This is a genomic window from Mangrovivirga cuniculi, assembly GCF_005166025.1.
Taxonomy (GTDB): domain Bacteria; phylum Bacteroidota; class Bacteroidia; order Cytophagales; family Cyclobacteriaceae; genus Mangrovivirga; species Mangrovivirga cuniculi.
Map to the genome: position 1 here is coordinate 2,560,910 of NZ_CP028923.1, position 18,807 is coordinate 2,579,716.

General features: G+C 36.8%; 15 protein-coding genes. 10 read left to right on the forward strand and 5 right to left on the reverse strand.

All coding sequences use genetic code 11. The features are described from left to right. Positions 1-63: 63 nt before the first annotated feature. The 3 genes from DCC35_RS11210 to DCC35_RS11215 form a co-directional block, all read right to left on the reverse strand. On the reverse strand, positions 64-1,395 hold the full coding sequence (locus tag DCC35_RS11210) for an RHS repeat-associated core domain-containing protein (protein ID WP_175402792.1): 1,332 nt from the start codon (positions 1,393-1,395) through the stop codon (positions 64-66). Between the two features lie 83 nt (positions 1,396-1,478). Then, complete coding sequence (locus DCC35_RS21530) at positions 1,479-1,601, reverse strand: hypothetical protein (protein WP_262710338.1); 123 nt, start codon at positions 1,599-1,601, stop codon at positions 1,479-1,481. Between the two features lie 45 nt (positions 1,602-1,646). Next, positions 1,647-8,051: a SpvB/TcaC N-terminal domain-containing protein gene (locus DCC35_RS11215; RefSeq protein ID WP_137090882.1), complete on the reverse strand. Its 6,405-nt coding sequence runs from the start codon at positions 8,049-8,051 to the stop codon at positions 1,647-1,649. Positions 8,052-8,415: 364 nt separating this feature from the next. On the opposite strand from DCC35_RS11215, the gene DCC35_RS11220 reads away from it, so the two are divergent. From DCC35_RS11220 to DCC35_RS11245, 6 genes are all read left to right on the forward strand, one after another. Continuing rightward, positions 8,416-8,637, forward strand: coding sequence for a DUF3817 domain-containing protein (locus tag DCC35_RS11220; protein ID WP_246070000.1), 222 nt, complete (start codon positions 8,416-8,418; stop codon positions 8,635-8,637). A gap of 88 nt (positions 8,638-8,725) precedes the next feature. Next, a complete protein-coding gene (locus DCC35_RS11225) occupies positions 8,726-9,190 on the forward strand; it encodes a hemerythrin domain-containing protein (protein WP_217495813.1) in 465 nt (154 codons plus the stop codon). Between the two features lie 481 nt (positions 9,191-9,671). Continuing rightward, on the forward strand, positions 9,672-9,923 hold the full coding sequence (locus tag DCC35_RS11230; protein ID WP_137090883.1) for an amidohydrolase family protein: 252 nt from the start codon (positions 9,672-9,674) through the stop codon (positions 9,921-9,923). Between the two features lie 196 nt (positions 9,924-10,119). Then, positions 10,120-11,148, forward strand: a complete 1,029-nt coding sequence (locus DCC35_RS11235) for a serine hydrolase domain-containing protein (RefSeq protein ID WP_137090884.1) — start codon at positions 10,120-10,122, stop codon at positions 11,146-11,148. A gap of 155 nt (positions 11,149-11,303) precedes the next feature. Further along, positions 11,304-12,029, forward strand: coding sequence for a DUF6090 family protein (locus tag DCC35_RS11240; RefSeq protein WP_137090885.1), 726 nt, complete (start codon positions 11,304-11,306; stop codon positions 12,027-12,029). 112 nt (positions 12,030-12,141) lie between these two features. Next, positions 12,142-12,699: a DinB family protein gene (locus DCC35_RS11245; RefSeq protein ID WP_217495814.1), complete on the forward strand. Its 558-nt coding sequence runs from the start codon at positions 12,142-12,144 to the stop codon at positions 12,697-12,699. A gap of 284 nt (positions 12,700-12,983) precedes the next feature. Here DCC35_RS11245 and DCC35_RS11250 read toward each other — a convergent pair whose 3' ends face one another. Continuing rightward, complete coding sequence (locus DCC35_RS11250) at positions 12,984-14,087, reverse strand: acyltransferase family protein (protein WP_246070002.1); 1,104 nt, start codon at positions 14,085-14,087, stop codon at positions 12,984-12,986. A gap of 5 nt (positions 14,088-14,092) precedes the next feature. Next, positions 14,093-14,665 (reverse strand): ankyrin repeat domain-containing protein, encoded by a 573-nt coding sequence (locus DCC35_RS11255; RefSeq protein ID WP_137090887.1) that lies wholly within the window; start codon positions 14,663-14,665, stop codon positions 14,093-14,095. A gap of 237 nt (positions 14,666-14,902) precedes the next feature. Between DCC35_RS11255 and DCC35_RS11260 the strand changes: the two genes are divergently transcribed. From DCC35_RS11260 to DCC35_RS11275, 4 genes are all read left to right on the forward strand, one after another. Then, entirely contained in the window at positions 14,903-16,972 is a 2,070-nt protein-coding gene (locus DCC35_RS11260) for a helix-turn-helix domain-containing protein (RefSeq protein ID WP_137090889.1), read from the forward strand. Between the two features lie 162 nt (positions 16,973-17,134). Continuing rightward, positions 17,135-17,710: a nuclear transport factor 2 family protein gene (locus DCC35_RS11265; protein WP_137090890.1), complete on the forward strand. Its 576-nt coding sequence runs from the start codon at positions 17,135-17,137 to the stop codon at positions 17,708-17,710. A 51-nt stretch (positions 17,711-17,761) separates the two neighbouring features. Then, entirely contained in the window at positions 17,762-18,163 is a 402-nt protein-coding gene (locus tag DCC35_RS11270) for an alkyl hydroperoxide reductase (RefSeq protein ID WP_137090892.1), read from the forward strand. A 4-nt stretch (positions 18,164-18,167) separates the two neighbouring features. Next, complete coding sequence (locus DCC35_RS11275) at positions 18,168-18,683, forward strand: hypothetical protein (RefSeq protein WP_137090893.1); 516 nt, start codon at positions 18,168-18,170, stop codon at positions 18,681-18,683. Positions 18,684-18,807: the final 124 nt, after the last annotated feature.

Below are 18,807 nucleotides of genomic sequence, written 5' to 3' on the forward strand. Positions count from 1 at the left end.
CTTTTGTATTAGGAATTCTTAATACCTTGTTTTGTTTGTTATAAGACTGTTTTACCAATTGATTTATGGTCTTGCATGCATTACCCATGATCTTCCAGTTTCTCTATCTACAACTGAACCATCAGGATATGTTTGATATCTTGATCCTGATGAGCTACCAGAACTATTTACTCCTGCATCATATGCTTCTTCTGCTATTTCTTCACCAGCCCAACCACCACCAAATCCTCCGATAATGCCGCCAACAATACATCCTACTCCAGCTCCAGGGCCAGTTTCAGCTAATAATAACGCCCCTGCTCCACATCCTGCCCAAAAACCAACTTCACCACCAGCTTCACCTCCCCCAGCACGTGCTACGACTCTACCACGTTCTTCATTAGTTTCTGCCTGGGCTACATCTGCACCGATCATTAAATAGGATAAACCTGATAAAGCACCTGGTAGAATATGACCAAGTCTACGAAGTAAAGGAGATGCGCTATCAGCCACATCTTCTACTGTGTCTGCAGTTCGTCTTAAATTTGGGCTATCAGCATCGGGGGTGCCACTAGAACCACCGCTAGAACTGGGAGTACCTCCGGAAGCCGATCCTGATCCTGGATTAGTAGGAGTCGGAACATCTGCATCCGGTGACCATCGAGATCTCGCATCAGTATCCGGAACCGGCCTACCACTTCTTACAGCTTCTACCTGGGAGTCAAACTCTGCTCTTGTCCAACCTGTTGCAGCCGGAAGCTCTGATGATCCTCTAGGTAATACACCTTCTAATTCTAATTCTCGAGCCGTGAATCTTTCGACTGGGATTTTTATACCATTGCCAATATCCACTTCTACAGCAGATTTTGCCATTCCCCGATTTAGCCTTTCCATGGTGCCATCACCTTGGTTAGTTCTTGCTATTTCAATAGCAAGCTCTTGTAATTGAGAAGTTCGGTCGCCACTTACGGTGTGTCCTGCATTAAAGCCAGATCTTCGATTGGTATTGAAACGGTATCCCCCATTATCAGTTGGAAGTAAAAGGCGATCTATTACAGCCTGGTTACCACTTGCAACTATTAGGTCAACAATATTTCTATTAAAATGACGTTGATATGCTTGTTTACCAGAAGCATCCACAAGTTTGATTGGATTATTATTTGTGTATGCATATAAATTCCTGCCACCCTCTATTCCAATCGGGTCTGCACTACCCCATCTACCTAACCAGGGTAAATAATATCTGGCGGTATGATAATTTAAGCCTGATTCCTCATCCTGTTCCATTCCTGTATATCGGTATCGTTTGGCTTTTGCTTCTATAGCATTATTTTCAGCTCGGAAAGCTGTTGTGCCAAAAGGATGGTATTCATCATAAGTAATTATATTTCTGTCCTGGTCTAATTCGAGTCCCACAGAACCAATATGGTTACTGTACTGGTATCGATATAAAGCACCTTCAGGTAGACTATCTGTTCCTGAAGTTCGTACGTCATCTACTAGTAATATCCGTTGATCATCAGTAAAAAGGTGATGGGTGTCGATTTCTTCTTCTGGTGTAGTACTGGTGCCTCTCCATCGTCTGTAAATCTCAATTCCATCCAGGTAAATACGATCTTCAATTATTCCACCATTCTTTTCGATGTATTTTCTTATTCGTTTTTTGTTTAAATCATATTGATACCAAACTTCACCACCTCCCCGAGGTTAATATGAGAGATCATGTCCCGGTAGTCCCAGTTTGGCAAATAAGGAGCAGCTACATTTCCGAAGTTTAGCATGCTTCCGTGGTTATCATATGTATAGGTTATCCCTGTTGGATCATTGTTGGTAAAGGTGCGCTCAAGCCGATTGCTATTGGTAGCTGTTTCATAATGTCGCGTCCATCTTTCTACCGAAGCGATATGTTGCATCAGAATGAAATTACCGGTTGCATCATAATTATATTTTTGCCGATAATTTCTTAATCTTTTACCGTTTTGTTGCATTGGAAAACCTGTCTCTATTGCTGTATTTCCCCCTCTTTGTGGAGCGTCATTATATGAATTGTTTTCTCTGCCAGTGGCTTCTATTAACCGATATAAGGCATCGTGAGTATATTCTGCACGAGGCTCAACTTCCTGGTTGCTAAAAAATTCTGGTTCGTAGGCTTCATCATAAATCTCTGTAATGTTACCCACCGGATCGTAAGTATAATTTAATTGTTGAATGACATTACTATTGGACAGATTTGAATGGAAATCAGGAAATGATAATTCATTTACCATCGGTCTTGTAGTCCTGAGTTGCTTCAAACGATAAGTCTTTGCATCGTAGTGGTACCTGGTAGATGTGTCATTGCCATAACGGATCAAAATACGCTGTCCCTTTTCATTATATTTGATATCCACTATTGCAGAATTGGTTTCACCTCCAAGTGAAAAGTTCTCGCTTTGTAAAACTCCTCTTTCATTATAATTGGGTAGATAAATTCCGGTACGTGTTGCTGGACTATTCCAATTATGCATCTGTACCATTCGATTTATTGCATCATAAGTAGTGGTTTTAGAGAAAATTTCAGCTTCAAGTAAGGATTCTCTCGCCAGAGAACTCTCCGGCCAGTCAATAACGCTCACTTTAGGATCATTGACTAATCGACGTTGCGCCTCCAGCAGATTTCCTTTAAAATCAAACTGATTGTTTTGAATCATGCCACTTGTATCGAATAATTGAAATACCTGCCCTCTAAGGTTGTGGTCAATAGCATTGCTGGTGTCCTCACCATAAATTGTCCGGCCAATAATGTGATTAAGGGGAGTCTCCCCTTCACCTCCGGAAATATGAGTACTCAACGGCCGTTGTAGTTCATCATATGTATATCGAATTTGATGTTCTCGTTCATCCCAGGTTTTTATTGGATTACCAGCTACATTATTTAGCATCCATCTCCTTCCCGCATCCATGCTTTCCTGGTAAACTCTGTGTCCGAGCATGTCGTATTTCCAATTCATGAGCTGGTTTCCCCGAGCGTCCACTACAGAACTGGCATTCCCTTCAATGTCCAACGTAATGAAAGTACCATATAACTCTTCATGGAGTATATTATTTTCCCCTTCGCTCGTTTCTAACCATCGGTTGTGCTCAATATTTAAAATAGGCCGACCGAGTGTATCCAGGTAAACTCGATTTGGAGTTTGGTTATGTATTTCGGATTTAATGGCGGCCTGGTGTTCTGGAGATGAGGAATCCATAGAGATTCGCTCAGTATGCCAATTACTAGCTATTATATTATCATTTTGATCATATGAATGTTGCTGCCATGCATCGAATTCCACAGAAGTAAAGGTGCCATCTGGTAATTCAACAAGTTCATTTCTTCCTAGGGCATCATAATAAATAATTGGTGTAACGCCTTGTTCCACCAGCTCTTTGGCATCTTCATAAAAGGGATTGACAGAAAAGTAAGGTTCATACTGTTTTACTGGATTACTTTTGTTATTTCGGATTTTTCGACCATTCCCAATCCATCGTAGTTGATTTGTAAGTGAAGTATCAATTGAGTTTACATTGAAAGTACAGTCTGGTTGAATTTCTAGCTGTAGCGCTTCACCTGGCTCAGCCTGTGCCTTTGTCATGACAACATTGCCCATGCCGTCGGAATATTCGAAACTCAATTGCAGGTCGCTCAACTCTCCATCATTCAGGTTGGCAACATGGGTCTCCCTTATGATTTTACCAATTGTTGTAGGGATTAGTTTTGGAGCCGCACAGGGGTCAACGTCATTGGTGTGATCTTGTAGATTTTCCCATGATAATTTATATCTATCGAAATCGTATACAAAACGTTCCGTGGCATTACCTATGAATTGACGAGCCTGGTTTCTTAAATCTTCCGTAGCTTCAGATGTAAAATAGTTTGATATGTTGTTTCTGTCAGCTTCGGTAGTAATTTCACTCAATCCATTTAGATTGTCTGCTTCATCTCCTTTTCCAAATACTGCCATGGCCTTGGGGAGTCCGAGTTCATCTAATAAAACTTCAGAAATATTATGGTTTATATCGCGGATACTGACCACGGAAAGTGTCCTAAAGTTGATTTGCTGAATTTCTGTTTTATTTTCCAGTGCGTCAGTGGAACTTTCCATCATCATAAAGTAATTCCCATAATATGTTACCTTGGTTTCTGAACCAAAAGGGTCAAGATATGATTGAGGGGTAAAAAATCGCTCCAAAACATCAGTTATTGTTTCTGATGGGTCATCAGTGTAAAATCGTGTGATACCAGATCTTATCCACCAGTTGTTATCGTTACGATGAACGAAACGGCACTGACTAAACTTTTCATCTCCATCTGAATTATCATCATTGTCACTTAACAAATTTTCCAATTCGTTATTGTCAGAAGGAAGTTTATCCCCGAAGATATCAAGTAGTAATTCAGGCGTATAGGCTAATTGATAACTTTGATAAGGAATGCCATACCGCCCATGTATAAAACTACCCGGTACAAATAATTCTTGCGTCAAATCATCATTGTAATAAGTGGTTTGAATATGTTCAAATAGCCTATGCTCAAGATTACCCGACGGTTGAGCATTGTAGGCAATTTCAGTACTTAAATTCAAGAGATCTTCAAAATCACTTATTTGAAATAGAGTTCCGGAAAGGGGCAATCCAGTAATCTCAAATGTTTTTGTTTGCGCAGGGAGCCTTAGTAAGTATATATCAGGATCGATTATATCCTCAGTAAGCTCATTTAGGGTATAAATGATAAGAGTTTTATTTTGTTCAATTTCTAATTGATCCAGATGAGTAATACAGGTGTCTTGTTCCCCCTGGCGGGCATAGTTAAGACTTAGAACTTCATCACGAACTCCCTGAATTGCATCAGCACCGGTTGGAAGATGGCGTGGATACACAACGGATGCCGACTTTAGCACATGTCCGAGTTCATCGATCTCGATATTCAGGGTATGTGCAATCCGTGGGTCTGTTTCATCTCGTTCATATTGTATGCTCAAAGTCTCACTTTCTGTTGGCATTAATACTGCATAGCGATTACCCTCTTTGGGTTGTAGCAGTTGGATTTGCGAATTATGGGTAGAAACTTTATAAGGCTTTGCCTGACGTTGGAGAGAATCTGTATCGTCAATAATGCCATCCATGGCAAAAACTTCTTTTCTTAGTACCATACCCTTACAGGCACGAAGGGCTTCCCGCCACTCATCGGTGGATAAGGGTTTGTCTGTTTCAATTATTTGTGCATCTGACAATGCAGGCTCGGTAATAGTTAAAGGATTATCAGGAAAGGTATTATTATAGGTTTCATACCAATATTCATTTTCGAATTGGTTAAGTATACGTTCTCTGTCTAAAAAAGCACCGGTATGAAACCATGTTTTGGTTAAAACAGGTTGTTGAAATAATCGTTCTGATTTTTCAATTAAGGTATCTTCATTTGCTTTTGACCAGGTTTCGTAAAATTCTGAGTCTTGCTGTTCCACCATTCCAAACCCACGAAACTCTCGTTCCACATGGTCATAGTAACCATGGTGATAACGATAATCAGTAGTAAATCGCACCTGTGTTATTTTATCCTCAATTGTGCTTCGAGCTATAACCTGGACAGGAAAAGGCAGTTTAGTAATCCATGGTTTTCCATCTGCTTTGTCTTTTAAATAAAAATAGGTTGAACTCTTGTATTCCAAAGCGGTTTCTTTGCCCATATTATTTCGATATCCTATCAAGACATGAGGTTTTCGACTATCCATTAGATCAATGTAGCGCATAGGAATACGTTGATCCCCAGGTAAATCTGAAGACCATACTAAGCATGATGTTCCAGTCCCTAAAAGGTCTATAACAGTGACTTGTGCGTTTCGATTGATTTGAAAGAATGGATTGATCTCATGAGCTTTGCTCCAAGAGTTTCCTGAGAGATTGATATACGCAGAAAAGGTATTCTGACCCAGATAAATGACGTCAGTGGCACCTGTACCACTTATGTCGGCCAATTTTACGTTTCTGGGATCGAATTGATCAGTATAGTCAAAAATGGGAGCATTACCCATAGTGACTTTTGCGCTAAAATGTCCATAGCCCTTATTCGCCCAGTAGCAAATCTCGCTATTTCGAACTCTAACGATATCAGTAAGTCCGTCTCCAGTCATATCTGCCAGATAAATGGCTTCCTTCTGATTGGTATCTGCAAAAACCAATGCAGGCCCAATTTCTTCATCATAGGGCTTAGATATCCGGTCAGCGGGTTTATGACCTTTTTTTCCATCGGCAGCATACCAAGTGAAAACATTTTCTTCTGTCATCACCAAATCAGGTTGGCCATTACCTGTTAGATCAATTAATCGGATATTGGGATCTTGTATATCTACGTTTGCCACCTCAGTAAAAGGCTGAAAAGTATTCCAGGTATTGTCTTCAGTTAGTTCATAAAAACCCTGTAAACCTGGGCCATTTACCATAATCTGTTTTTCGCCATTTGCCTCCAGATCTCTTAAACTGAGTGTTCCATTGGTAAGACCAGTAAGCGAGGGTTTGGGAATAACCGGTTTGGCTTCAGAGAATGATATTTGTCCGTCTTCATCGATATCTCCAAGGTTGTTTTTATAAAACCAGCTATTACCTTTTTCTGTGAGGATTCCGGAAATACCCTCTCCATAAAAATCAGTGAATTGGTAGTTGTTAGTTAATCCCACAGGCGAATGAATCAAGCTTTCCTCATCTATTTCTTGAACATTGGTGTTCCATTGAAGGCGCTGGTAATCAAATTCCATGGGGGGTAAATCTTTTCGTGAATACCCTATCGGAAAGTCATCTTCATTAAATAACCTGATAAAACCTGACTGCGTAAGGGAAATCAAATAACAAACCTCTGCCTCTTCAGAACCATTAATTGATGATCCTTCAAAGCCGAATTCCAAAGAGCGAACAAGATAATTTTCGCCAAAGGGGTGACTGATATTCACACCTGTCTCGTTATATCCCTGTTCATCATTCTCACCTAAAAAATGATGAAACATCATTACTCGATGGCAAAGGCGCTGGGTTCTAATCTCAAATCCAGATCGGAAAGAAGAAAATGGATCTGCCCTATAGCTCCAGAGGCTTTCTTCTAGATGTGGCTCAATTTCGTTGGTATGTTCACCATAATCTAGTATTAGTTCAAAGAGGTAATCACCATTGGTTGGAGTTGTTATATCATATGGTTGAGTGGGGTCAGGATAATAAGCTTGTCTATTTCCATAGGTTACCCGCTTCAAATATGTGTTCGTGAAAGGAGCTATTCCAGATTTTCTATTCTTTTCAAATACTTCGTTTGGGATGCTTGGGTCTTCATGGATACTACCATCATCATTGATATTTAAATCTTTTTTATAGTGGTATTGTATCCAGTTGCCTTTGTTATCATAACTAAACTCTGCCAGCCATTGGTAAATTCGTGTATTGTCTGTGGGATCTGCAACACGGGCTTGGTTATTCCTTCCAAAAAAAGTAACCTTATTCTCCTTGGTTGTTACTTTCCAGTAGGTTCCAAGATCTGGATGATTAATTTTCTCGATTCGGGAAAAATTGCTTTCAATTCGAGGTCGGTATCTTTTTACTTGGAATTCTCCGGAAGAAAATTCTAAAGCTTTCCAATCTCCATCGTCATTTTTTTCTAAGTATGGTACCAGGTCTTCAGCACCGGCAAACATAAAAATATCTTCTTCCTCAACATCTTGATATTTAGGTAGTTGTTTATCTGTTTTTCTTTGTATCGTTGGATAATCCAAAGACCATCCTAAGCCATAAGGACTATTTCCCGAACCCGAATTATAGTTAAGGGATAAGGAAGGTGTAAAGTTATTTCTACCTGGAGAAAGTGGCAGTTGAATAGAGAATGAGGCTGTACCATTGGCTGGATTTACTTCGAACTTTTCATCTATACCTTTTAAGGCACCACCACCTTGGGGCAGAGATATCTCAGGAATTTTAATTGCTTGAGATTTACTCGGCTTTTCGTCTGTTAAATCCGCTATTTTGGTATTGACGGACCTATCTTTAGTAGATTGGGATTCTTGTCGCCTATCAATCATTGTAGTAGTGGTCTAATTTATTAGCATAGTATAAAGTTTAACTATGTGGAGGGAGGATTACTTTTAGTAAGATCAACAAGAGTTACATAGTTATCAATACCCAAGATTGGGTATATTGATAACTTTAGTAATAATTCCCCTATTTTAGAGATATCGACCTAATTGCAGACTTTGATAAGCTATTTCTCGAAAAGAAAGATCTATCAATTCTAAATGACTCAAAAAAAATGAAATAATTCTATAAAAAGCTTGAAAGAAAATAGTTTTATTATAGACGAAATTGTTAAAGTGTATAAGACTATTTTTCCTTACATAATAGGGTATTGTGTTTTTGGATGTATGGTTTATAGTATATTTTTGCACCATGAATTTAAAAACAACTCTCGGGAGATTTAGACTAATAGCAATTCTGGAAGGGATTTCCTACCTCCTGTTTGCCATAACAATGCCATTAAAGTATATTTTGGATATTCCTCAGCCCAATTATGTGGTTGGAATGGCACATGGAGTACTTTTTATAGCGTATATATTATTTGCTTTAACTGCAATAGTAACCTATAAATGGAATCTAAAGACTTCTTTTTAATTATGATCGCATCACTTATTCCTGCAGGAACGTTTTTCATCGATGCAAAGATCTTAAAGCCTGAAGAAGAAAAATTGAAGGAAAGCATATGATGGTGAACAAGCCAATTAAGAGACATGTTTCATTACAACCTGTTAGCCGGGAACATCATTTCGGCCTGTTATTGTGCTGGAAGATTAGAACAGGACTCAGCAAGAATGTCGCTCCTGAACGCATTAAAAATTATGTCGATTGGTTTTATCAAAAACATCTTATCCCCCACTTTCAATTTGAAGAAAATTTCATCTTTCCAATTCTGGGAAATGATCATGAACATATACAAAAAGCCCTCGAAGATCATAAGAAAATAACCTCCCTGGTTAATCAGAATGCAAATCTCCCTGAATTATTAGTAGAAATTGAAAAAACTGTAGAAAAGCATATCCGATTCGAAGAACGAATTCTTTTTAACGAAATTCAAAAAGTGGCAGATAAAGATCAGCTAAACGAAATCCAAGATCATCATCATGAAGAGCCTTTTATGGATAATTCTGAAGATGTTTTTTGGAAATAATTGATTGAAAAGATTGATAACTGATTTTCCTCAAATTTGAATTTATTGTACCCCATTTTTTTAATGGCAAAAATGTAAAATATCCCTATCTCAATAAAAGTAAAAACCTATTTTTATATCATAAGGCGATGTAATAGCTGAATTAAATGGGATATTTAGACTATGATACCTGTTTACAGTCGGTTACATACGGAAATTAAATAAAACCAAATTTTTTCGGTTGCAATCCTTTATAATCAGGTGTAACCTCACTGGTACGCGTTGCTTTTTCAGCAAAACGCGTACCTATTTTTATAATGCCTATATCCCCTCTCCTAATAACTCTAAAAGAAAACATTTGACAAATGGCAGGAGAAACCCACCATGACACAATTTGTTTTACCTTGACACGATTTAATTTTTTTCAGCAAACAGTAGATTTCTCGCTGACTAACCTGCCCATAGTGGATTATCTTTTACCGTTTGATTGACTGGTAGAGTGATGGGTAAAATAAGGAAATATAACGCCACCCTGAATCCGGCCAGATACTTAGAAGCAAGTGATTCTCTGGGAAGTGTTGAAGTAAATAAAATGGCTGATCTGGTAATACTTCATAAGAATCCACTAAATGATATCAAAAATACAACAGCTATCGATGGAGTAATCACAAATGGCCAGTATCTCAATCGTGTTGAACTGGACAGGTTGTTGACTGATGTTGAGGAATATTTACTGGCAAAACGAATAGAATAAATAAAGCCAGGCAAGAGAATCATAGTAAATACCTTAGCCATACAGAATAACGTTCGAATTATATTCTTCGGTGTTTCTGGCAATTGATGAGTCAACCTATTTTAATTGACTTGGTTGGCTATGTTAAAAAGTGATACTGAATGCTAAACTGATGGACGATTTGGTTATTTTTACCACAAGCATATAAATCATAATAATGATAAAAAATAAGAAGGCCAAATGGATCGTAAGGGTACTCTTACTCGTTGGAACAGTAATATCTTTGTTTTTTGTACCGTGGATATTGGTCATGGCCTGGATATTGCCACTGCCTGATACTGTACAGGAACAAGTAGATGAAGCAATAGGACATGGTTTTGATGGCATGATTGTTTATGTCGACCAGGCAGGTAAGCCTCCGGCCTTTTATGCTGGCGGATGGAAAGACCGGGAGAAAAAAATACCGGCTGATCCAAAATCTTTGTTTAAAATAGCCAGTATTAGTAAGCTTTACACAGCGGTTGCTCTGACCAAGCTGGCAAAAGAAAAACGGTTGTCTTTCGATCAGACACTTTCCCATTTTTATCCAAATCTTGTAGGTCGAATAGAAAATGCAGATAAAATCACTTTGAAGATGATGGTCCAGCATCGATCTGGAATTCCTAATTATACGGATAATCCCGATTACTGGCTGGATGAGCAGGGTAATGGTCAACATCCTCTTGATTTTGCCCTGGATCTGCCTGCCAGCTTTGAGCCGGATCAGGGATATGAATATTCTAATACCAATTATTTATTGCTTCGCAAAATCATGGACGATGTCCTGGGGTATAGCCATAATACATACATCAAAGAGAAAATATTAGACCCCTTACAACTCAATAATACCTTCTTTTCTATTTCTGAAGTTAATTTAGATGATGTGATGAGCGGATATTATGTGGGATATAATGAAGATTTTAAAGCACGAGAGTATGGCATGTTGGCAACTGCAGAGGACGTTGGCATATTTTTAAGAGCATTAAACGATGGTTCTGTATTTGACCAGGGAGAACAAGAAATGTATCCTTATGAATACGATCATGGAGGCCTGGTTATTGGGTATCAAAGCCTTGCAGAATACCATAAAGATATAGATGCGGTGGTTGTTCAATTTATTAACACAACAAATTTTGAAGGGTATGAATGGAACTTATCGGAAATTATGATTAATCGTATTGTAAAAATTATTAGAAAGAAAAACTAGCCACAACAATTTATAACCACAATTACGGCGGATTCGACTACGTCCGAATCCACTCGGAATTACTAAAGTCTGTGCCAAACCGAATATTAACGCATATAAACCCGTAACTGACGGTTATACGAGACCGTTACTTCATTTAAATTAAACATTAACCAATGGCAAAAATCTTTAGGATAATAAGACAGAATATGATTAGAGATAACAAGGTTATAAAATATCTTCTTTATGCTATTGGAGAAATTATTCTGGTAGTTATTGGGATTTTAATTGCTCTAAGCATTAACAATTCGAATGAATTAAAAAAATTACGCGATGCAGAGAAAGTCTATCTAAAAGAAATAAAAAGTGATTTAATTCAAGATACATTATTGTTGTCTTATGTAATTGAAGATCATAAATGGCGAATTGCTCAACTAATGTCTCAAGACACAACTATTGACTTTATATTCGAGGAAATTATTGGTGAGCTTCCTAAAGTTGAAGGGGTATCTGAATTAGAGTATATTTTCTTTACAGATAGAAAGTTTCGACCAAAAATTGGAACTTATAATTCAATGATATCTGAAGGAAAATCAAACATATTTAGCAATCGTGAGCTATTTAATAATATTCAAAGTATATATGAGTTGGAAGCCAAAGATATAATTACTATTGGAGAGGATGTATTGGATCGTTCTAATAAATTAAGAAATAAATATGCGTATGAAATAAAATATGGTAATTTTGGCTCACCTATAAAAATTACTGATAAACACATATTAGCTGATATTTATATTTCATCCAGACAACTTAATTATTATACAAGGCAATCAGTTCTTTTAAAAAAGAGTATAACTAAGTTAATCGAACAAATAGATATTGAATACCAATCTTTAGAATAGAAAAACGAAAGACTAACTCAAGACGATTTTAATTTTTTGATTAATATTAGGATTAGGCTATAGTGATTGTAATAAATTTCAATCTAACACAACATATTGTTCTAAAAAAAAAATGATGAAGAAAATTTTCGCAATGTTAGTTTTATTTTTTTCGATTTCATGGGCCAATGCGCAAAACGAAATTATTCCAGTAGAAGGATATTCCACTCAAATAGGAATTATGGTTTGTATGCTGGAAGATATCAAGAATCGAATTACAAAGGATGTACGTGATTTAGACCAGAATGAAACAGATTACTTATTTGATGATAATGCAAATAGTATTGGGGCGCTAATTATGCACTTAGCAGCTAATGAAGCCTATTACCAGGTCGAAACTTTGGAAGGACGTAGCTGGACAGCAGAGGAAGCAGAATTTTGGGGAATTGGCGGTGAACTGGGAACCGAATCAAGAGAAAAATTAAAAGGGAAACCAATAAAGTATTATCTGGATCTGTGGGATCAGGTCAGGGAAAAATCACTCGAAGGCCTGAAAGCTAAAGATGATGAATGGTTTGCTTCAACTATTGAAGAAGGCATAAACAACCATTGGGTTTGGTTTCATGTTCTGGAACACTCTGCTAATCATATGGGGCAAATAGCGCAAATTAAAAACAGACTCAAAGAATAAACTGGGACTCTTTCCAGTGATAATTAATTGGCTACTCAGTATGTCAGCATAAATAACGAACTACCAAAAACAACATTTATATGCTGATTCATGAGATTTGTCTCGAAAGCTACCTTATTATCCCCTGCAATTGAGGCCTATATATAATTAGCCAATTGTTAAAATGCTTATTTTACTTTTTGACCTTTTATCATAATCCGCGGCCTGTCCCCAGACAGACCGCAGTAAAAAGGATACTTTGAGATCAGTCTAAATAAATTTTGAACTTGAGTATTATGTTATCCTCAACCCTGAGCCGCCAGTTTTCTTCTAATGGTAGTTTTTTTCTTAGTTGTCTTTTGCCTCTTTAACCCAAATAATGGTCTAAGGAACCCTACCCTTCGAATAATAAATTCATATATCAGATAACAGCCTATACCCGTAAATAGGACCATTAATATAAACTTAAAATAAACCGGGATTGCCAAAGGTAAGATGAGTGCTGAACCAGCATATAGTAAAACCATATGGATAATATATACCGGATATGAAGCCTGACTTAGATAAGTTAATATTTTACCAGGCTTGTTTAGGTATTTGTAACCAAATCCGAAAACGGTTAATATCCAGCAATTAGATTCTATTGCTGTCAGTTCATGTAATCCATTCAGGTTATAAACGAACAATCTAACTCCGTATAACACCATTGCAATAGCCAAATATAACCATCGCCATTTTAGTACAGTTTTCCAGAAGCGGTTACCAATATAAACAAACAGGTATCCGAAAAAGAATGCGAGAAACCCGATAAAAAATCCATGCCAGGTTTCGGCATACATCTCAAATAAAACAGGTTTAACTAGGATTACTTCCAGAACGAAAAAAGCAGAAATTAATAATGGTCCGATTGGATTATTGAACAGACCTTGTAGCTTTTTATGAATTGTTCCTTTTTCCCGCTTCTTAAGGAAAAACAAAATTGGTGTGAGCAATAAAACATAGGCAAAGATGTTACCTAGAAACCACAAATGTGCCGGTCCGGGCATATAATCCAATGGTAAATTGTAATACCTTTGGAAAATATAAATATGTAAAGGCACAATCGCAATAATTCCAAATATCAAGGGCATTAAGATTCGGCGCGTTCTTTCAAGAAATAAAGTTTGCCAATTACGTTTTCTCATTGCAAAGTATACACCCATGCCAGATACATAAAATAACAGCGGGATTCTCCAAACATTAAGCATCGTCATCGGGACCCACAATTCTTCCATCAGTTCATTGCTTCTAATAAACCCAATAAACATGGCCCAGGGCTGGAAGATAATTGCTATATGGTATATTAATAACAACCCAATAGCAATTACCCTCAACCAGTCAATATCATATCTTCTTTCTGTGATCATCATTTGTCTTATTGAAGCATCATTGCAACTACTGGTCGTGATTTTTCGATTTCTGCCAGATCCAGGTTAAGTCCCATGGGTTTTAATTGTTCCTTAATCATCGTATATACCGGTTTGATGTCATTATAGGGGACAGAAACAATTTCATATGGTGTTGAACCATAATTGTTTTTTAATGATTTATCGGCTTCAGCATCGATCAGCATTTGTACGATTTCTATTCTGCAGAAAAACGCGGCCACGTGTAAGGCCGTTGAACCGTCATTGTTTTTAATTGAGAGATCAGAGCCAGCTTTAATTAATTCTTTTGCAATATCTCTTTTATCAAATGTAATAGCAGTAATTAATGGAGTTGCTCCACTCATTGGTTCTTTAGCATTAAGATCAGTGCCAGCTTCAATATGTTGTTTAACTATTCCCAGGTTTCCGGAAATAATGGCTGAGTGAATATCCGTTTCGGGACTACTCACCTCTCCTTTTAATTCATTTTTATTTGTCGATTGCCCGCAGGAAATAAATAGTATAAGGGTAAAAGCAAATAATGAAAGTGTTTTCATGAATGAGATTTTTTCAGTTTTCATAATAGATAGTTTAAATATTTTATTCGTTTGTTTTTACTTTTTCAAAGGTCGTTAATGACACTGTATAGTGCTTAAAACCTATGTAGCGGATAATGTCAAGTTTGCGGAAAGGATAAAAATTATGATGCATCAGTATAAAATATGATGCAAAAGGAGGATTTGAGTTGATTAAAAGATCATAAACAACTTGTGATCAATAAAAAAAAAAATATTATTTTCGTCTTTATATTTTAAGACATGTCTTTTAAATCAAATCAGGAAGAAGAGTTTATTGAAGAGTTAGAATCCATTATTATGGATAATATTTCAGATGAGCAATTTGGTGTTTCTGAATTGGCTGAATCTGTTAATATGAGCCGTTCAAATTTGCTCAGAAAGATAAAAAAGTATACTAATCTATCAGCCAGCCAGTTTATTCGCCAGGTTAGATTAAATGAAGGGATGAAACTGTTAAAGCAGTCGTCGATGACAGTTTCCGAAATTTCATATAAAGTGGGCTTTTCAAGTACCTCTTATTTTATAAAGTGTTTTCGCGAACAATTTGGTTACGCCCCGGGAGAATCCAGAAAGGATAATTTAGTGGTCACGGAAGATGTTTTAGAAGAAAACGGTGATGTAAGTAAAGAGAAGATTACACTATGGCCTGTAGTGATTTTATTGATTCTCATCATTTTCGCTGCTGGTTATTTTGTAATCAAAGAATCTGCAGTAAGTGAAGAAACAGATTTAGAAAAGTCAATTGCAGTATTGCCTTTTAAAAATGAAAGTGTTGATTCTTCGAATCTCTATTTCGTAAATGGATTAATGGAATCAACATTAAATACCTTACAGAAGGTAGGTGATCTAAGGGTGGTCAGTAGAACCTCAGTAGAGCAATATCGTGATTCAAAATCAACAATTCCTGAAATCGCTGAAAAACTTAATGTGAATTATATTCTCGAAGGAAGTGGTCAAAAGGTAGAAGACCGGGTGTCGCTAAATATAAAATTAATTCGCGCATCCGATGATCAACCGGTTTGGACTCAACAGTACAACCGGAAGGTAGTGGATATTTTCTCTTTACAAAATGAAATAGCAACAGAAATAGCGAATGCCATCAAAGTAATTGTTAAGCCCACCGAACTTGAACAAATACAAAAAAAGCCTACAGAAAATCTGGAAGCCTATGATTATTATTTAAAAGCCCTGGATCCCTATAATTCAAGAACAAAGGAAGGACTGGTAAAAGCTATTCCATTATTAAAAAAGGCTGTAGAGCATGATCCTCAATTTGCCCTTGCCTATGCCGACCTGGCCATATCATACTACTTTCTTGATATTTACCAGGTAAATAAAAAGTATACAGAAGAGATCAATAATTATGCTGATAAAGCATTACTCTATGATCCCAAGATGGCAGAGAGTTTGATTGCGAAGGCGTTGTATTATATGCATAAAAAAGAGTACAGACTGGCTCTCCCACACCTGGAAAAGGCACTGGAATATAACCCGAATTCTACTGATGTGGTTCAAATTCTTTCAGACTTTTATGCCAGGGTAATCCCTGATACTGAAAAATATCTTGAGTATGCGTTAAAGGGTGTCCAGTTGAAAGTTGGAGCAAAGGATTCCTCAACGTTTAGCTATACCTATTTACACCTGAGTAATGCATTGATTCAGGCGGGTTTTATAGATCAATCTATCAAGTATATTAACCTTTCGTTAGCTTATAATCCAGATAATTACTACTCGCCGTATGTGAAATCTTTGATTATGTTTGCTAAACATAGGGATATAGAGCAAACACAGGTGGAGTTGGGAGAATTATGGAGAAAGGATACTTCCCGATTAGATATACTTCAGGAATATGCCAAAATGTTTTACTTCCAGAAAAAGTATGATAGCGCATTTTATTATTATGAAAAATTTGTAACAGCGAGAAAAACAAATGGCCTTGAAATGTATACTCATGATGACATTAAAGTCGGGTGGGTTTATGAAAAGATGGGACACAAGGATAAAGCTGCGGAATTATATAAATCGTTTGCTGATTATCTGGTAAAGGACAATTCAATTTATAACAGCGCCAGTATGGCTGTCAATTATACCCGGCAAGGAAAATATGATGAGGCTATTGAGCAATTAAAAGTGTTTTCAAATCAGGATAATTATCAATACTGGATAATTCTTTTTTTCGAGTTAGATCCGATAATTGAACCATTGAAAAGCCATCCTGAATTTAAAAAGGTAGTTTCTGAGATCAAAAATCACTTTTGGGATGATCATGATAAGCTAAAAGAGAAACTTGAAAACAAGGGGTTGATATAATAGAAGGGTTGATGAGGATTCTTACGCCTGGAGGTGGCTTTTCGTATGCTAGCTGAACTTAATAATTTAATAGTGCGCTATGTTTGTAGTTAACTTTTTGATGCTCAGTAATTTGAAGAAGGTGAAATAATTGATATATTGAATTTAAAACCTTCAATTACTATGAAATTCAGCATTTTCACCTCCTTCCTGATACTAATCTCTCTTCAAGTACAGGCTCAGAATCTAACACCCACGCAAGAAAGAAATATGGAATTGGCCAGGAAATTTTATGAAGACCTGTGGTTTTCAAACAATACGAATAAATATTCAGATTATGTAGCAGATACCTATGTCGTCCATGATGTATTTGAAAGAAAGGGTGTTACTGAGCCGGCTATCGAGCAGAAAGAAATTGCTGATTTTTTCTGGGAAAATGGGAAAATGGATGGTGAAATTCAATTTCAATTGGTGGATGAAGATAAAGTAGCTACTCGCTGGTTGTGGAAATATGAGCCTGAAACTTTGCTGGGAAGATTAATGATGGGAGATAAATCCATACCAATAATTAATGTTTTCAGATTTAAAGATGGTAAAATTGTTGAGTTTTGGAACCACAGATTGGATATAGAAACCAACAGAACCCACATGTTTACTATGAAAGGCTTTTTGTATGGACTACTGGTAGCTTTGATTCCTCTATTTTTCATGATTCGCTATAAAAGAAAACTTAATAAACTAAAAAAACAGCTAGCCTAAACATTCGAATTCCATTTCTGTTATTTGGATATGGATAACAGATTAGGAATCATGAAAACAGTACTTCGAGCAGCAGCTGTTTATAACGTACTATGGGGTGCCTTCGTAATTATTTTTCCTCAAGCCTATTTTAATTGGGGCGAAATGGAGCCCCTAAATCACCCAATGGTTTGGCAGGGAATGGGAATGGTTGTTGGTGTTTATGGACTTGGGTACTGGTGGGCATCTGAAGATCCCTATAGACACTGGCCGATAATAGCAGTAGGGTTCCTGGGAAAAATTTTCGGCCCTATAGGCTTTTTCTTTAATTATTTCACCGGGCAGGTTCCTTTCGAATTTATCTACACGCTTATTACTAACGATTTTATATGGTGGGTGCCTTTTGGATGGATATTGCTGGAAATTTACATTCACAACAGAAAAAAAGAGGTACTACAAACTATCAATAAATAGGTTTATGGATTATTATAATCAGGAAAAAACGGTTGGATATAAAGAACATTCGGTTACAAAAGATTTTGTTTTAAATAACTCACCTGAATCAGTCTGGGAAACCCTTATCAGAAAGGATACATTCTCTGATCACCAAATCTGGCCTTACAGGGTGGAGTTTATGAATGATGATAAGGAAAAAATGACTACAGGAGAAGAAAACATTCATCATGGTCCTTTGATGTCATTTTCAGGAGTAATGGGAGAAATTGAAAGTGGAGTGTATCGTGATCTTAAATATTATTACGGAAGCTATTTTTTAAGCTTCAGGCTTATAAGGCCCTATCGATTACAAATCTGGGTAAAGGAGTTTGAGGAAGACAAAACAGTAGTTACGATCAGAATAGACAGCTATGTGAAGCCATATATATATTTTACATGGACTTTTATGCAAAAAATATTCTGGTCAGGTTTTGGTAAGTGGATAGATCGTTTAACCAAAAAAAGAGTTCGTAATCAAGGGATTGCATATACAAACTAAGTGCATATTTTCCATGGAATTAATATTTTAAATCAACCCTTTACTAAACAACTCCAGTATTTTAATTTTTATAAGGTAACTATCAGGCCCCTCTTCATTATCTCTATCAAATGGCATTAGTGTA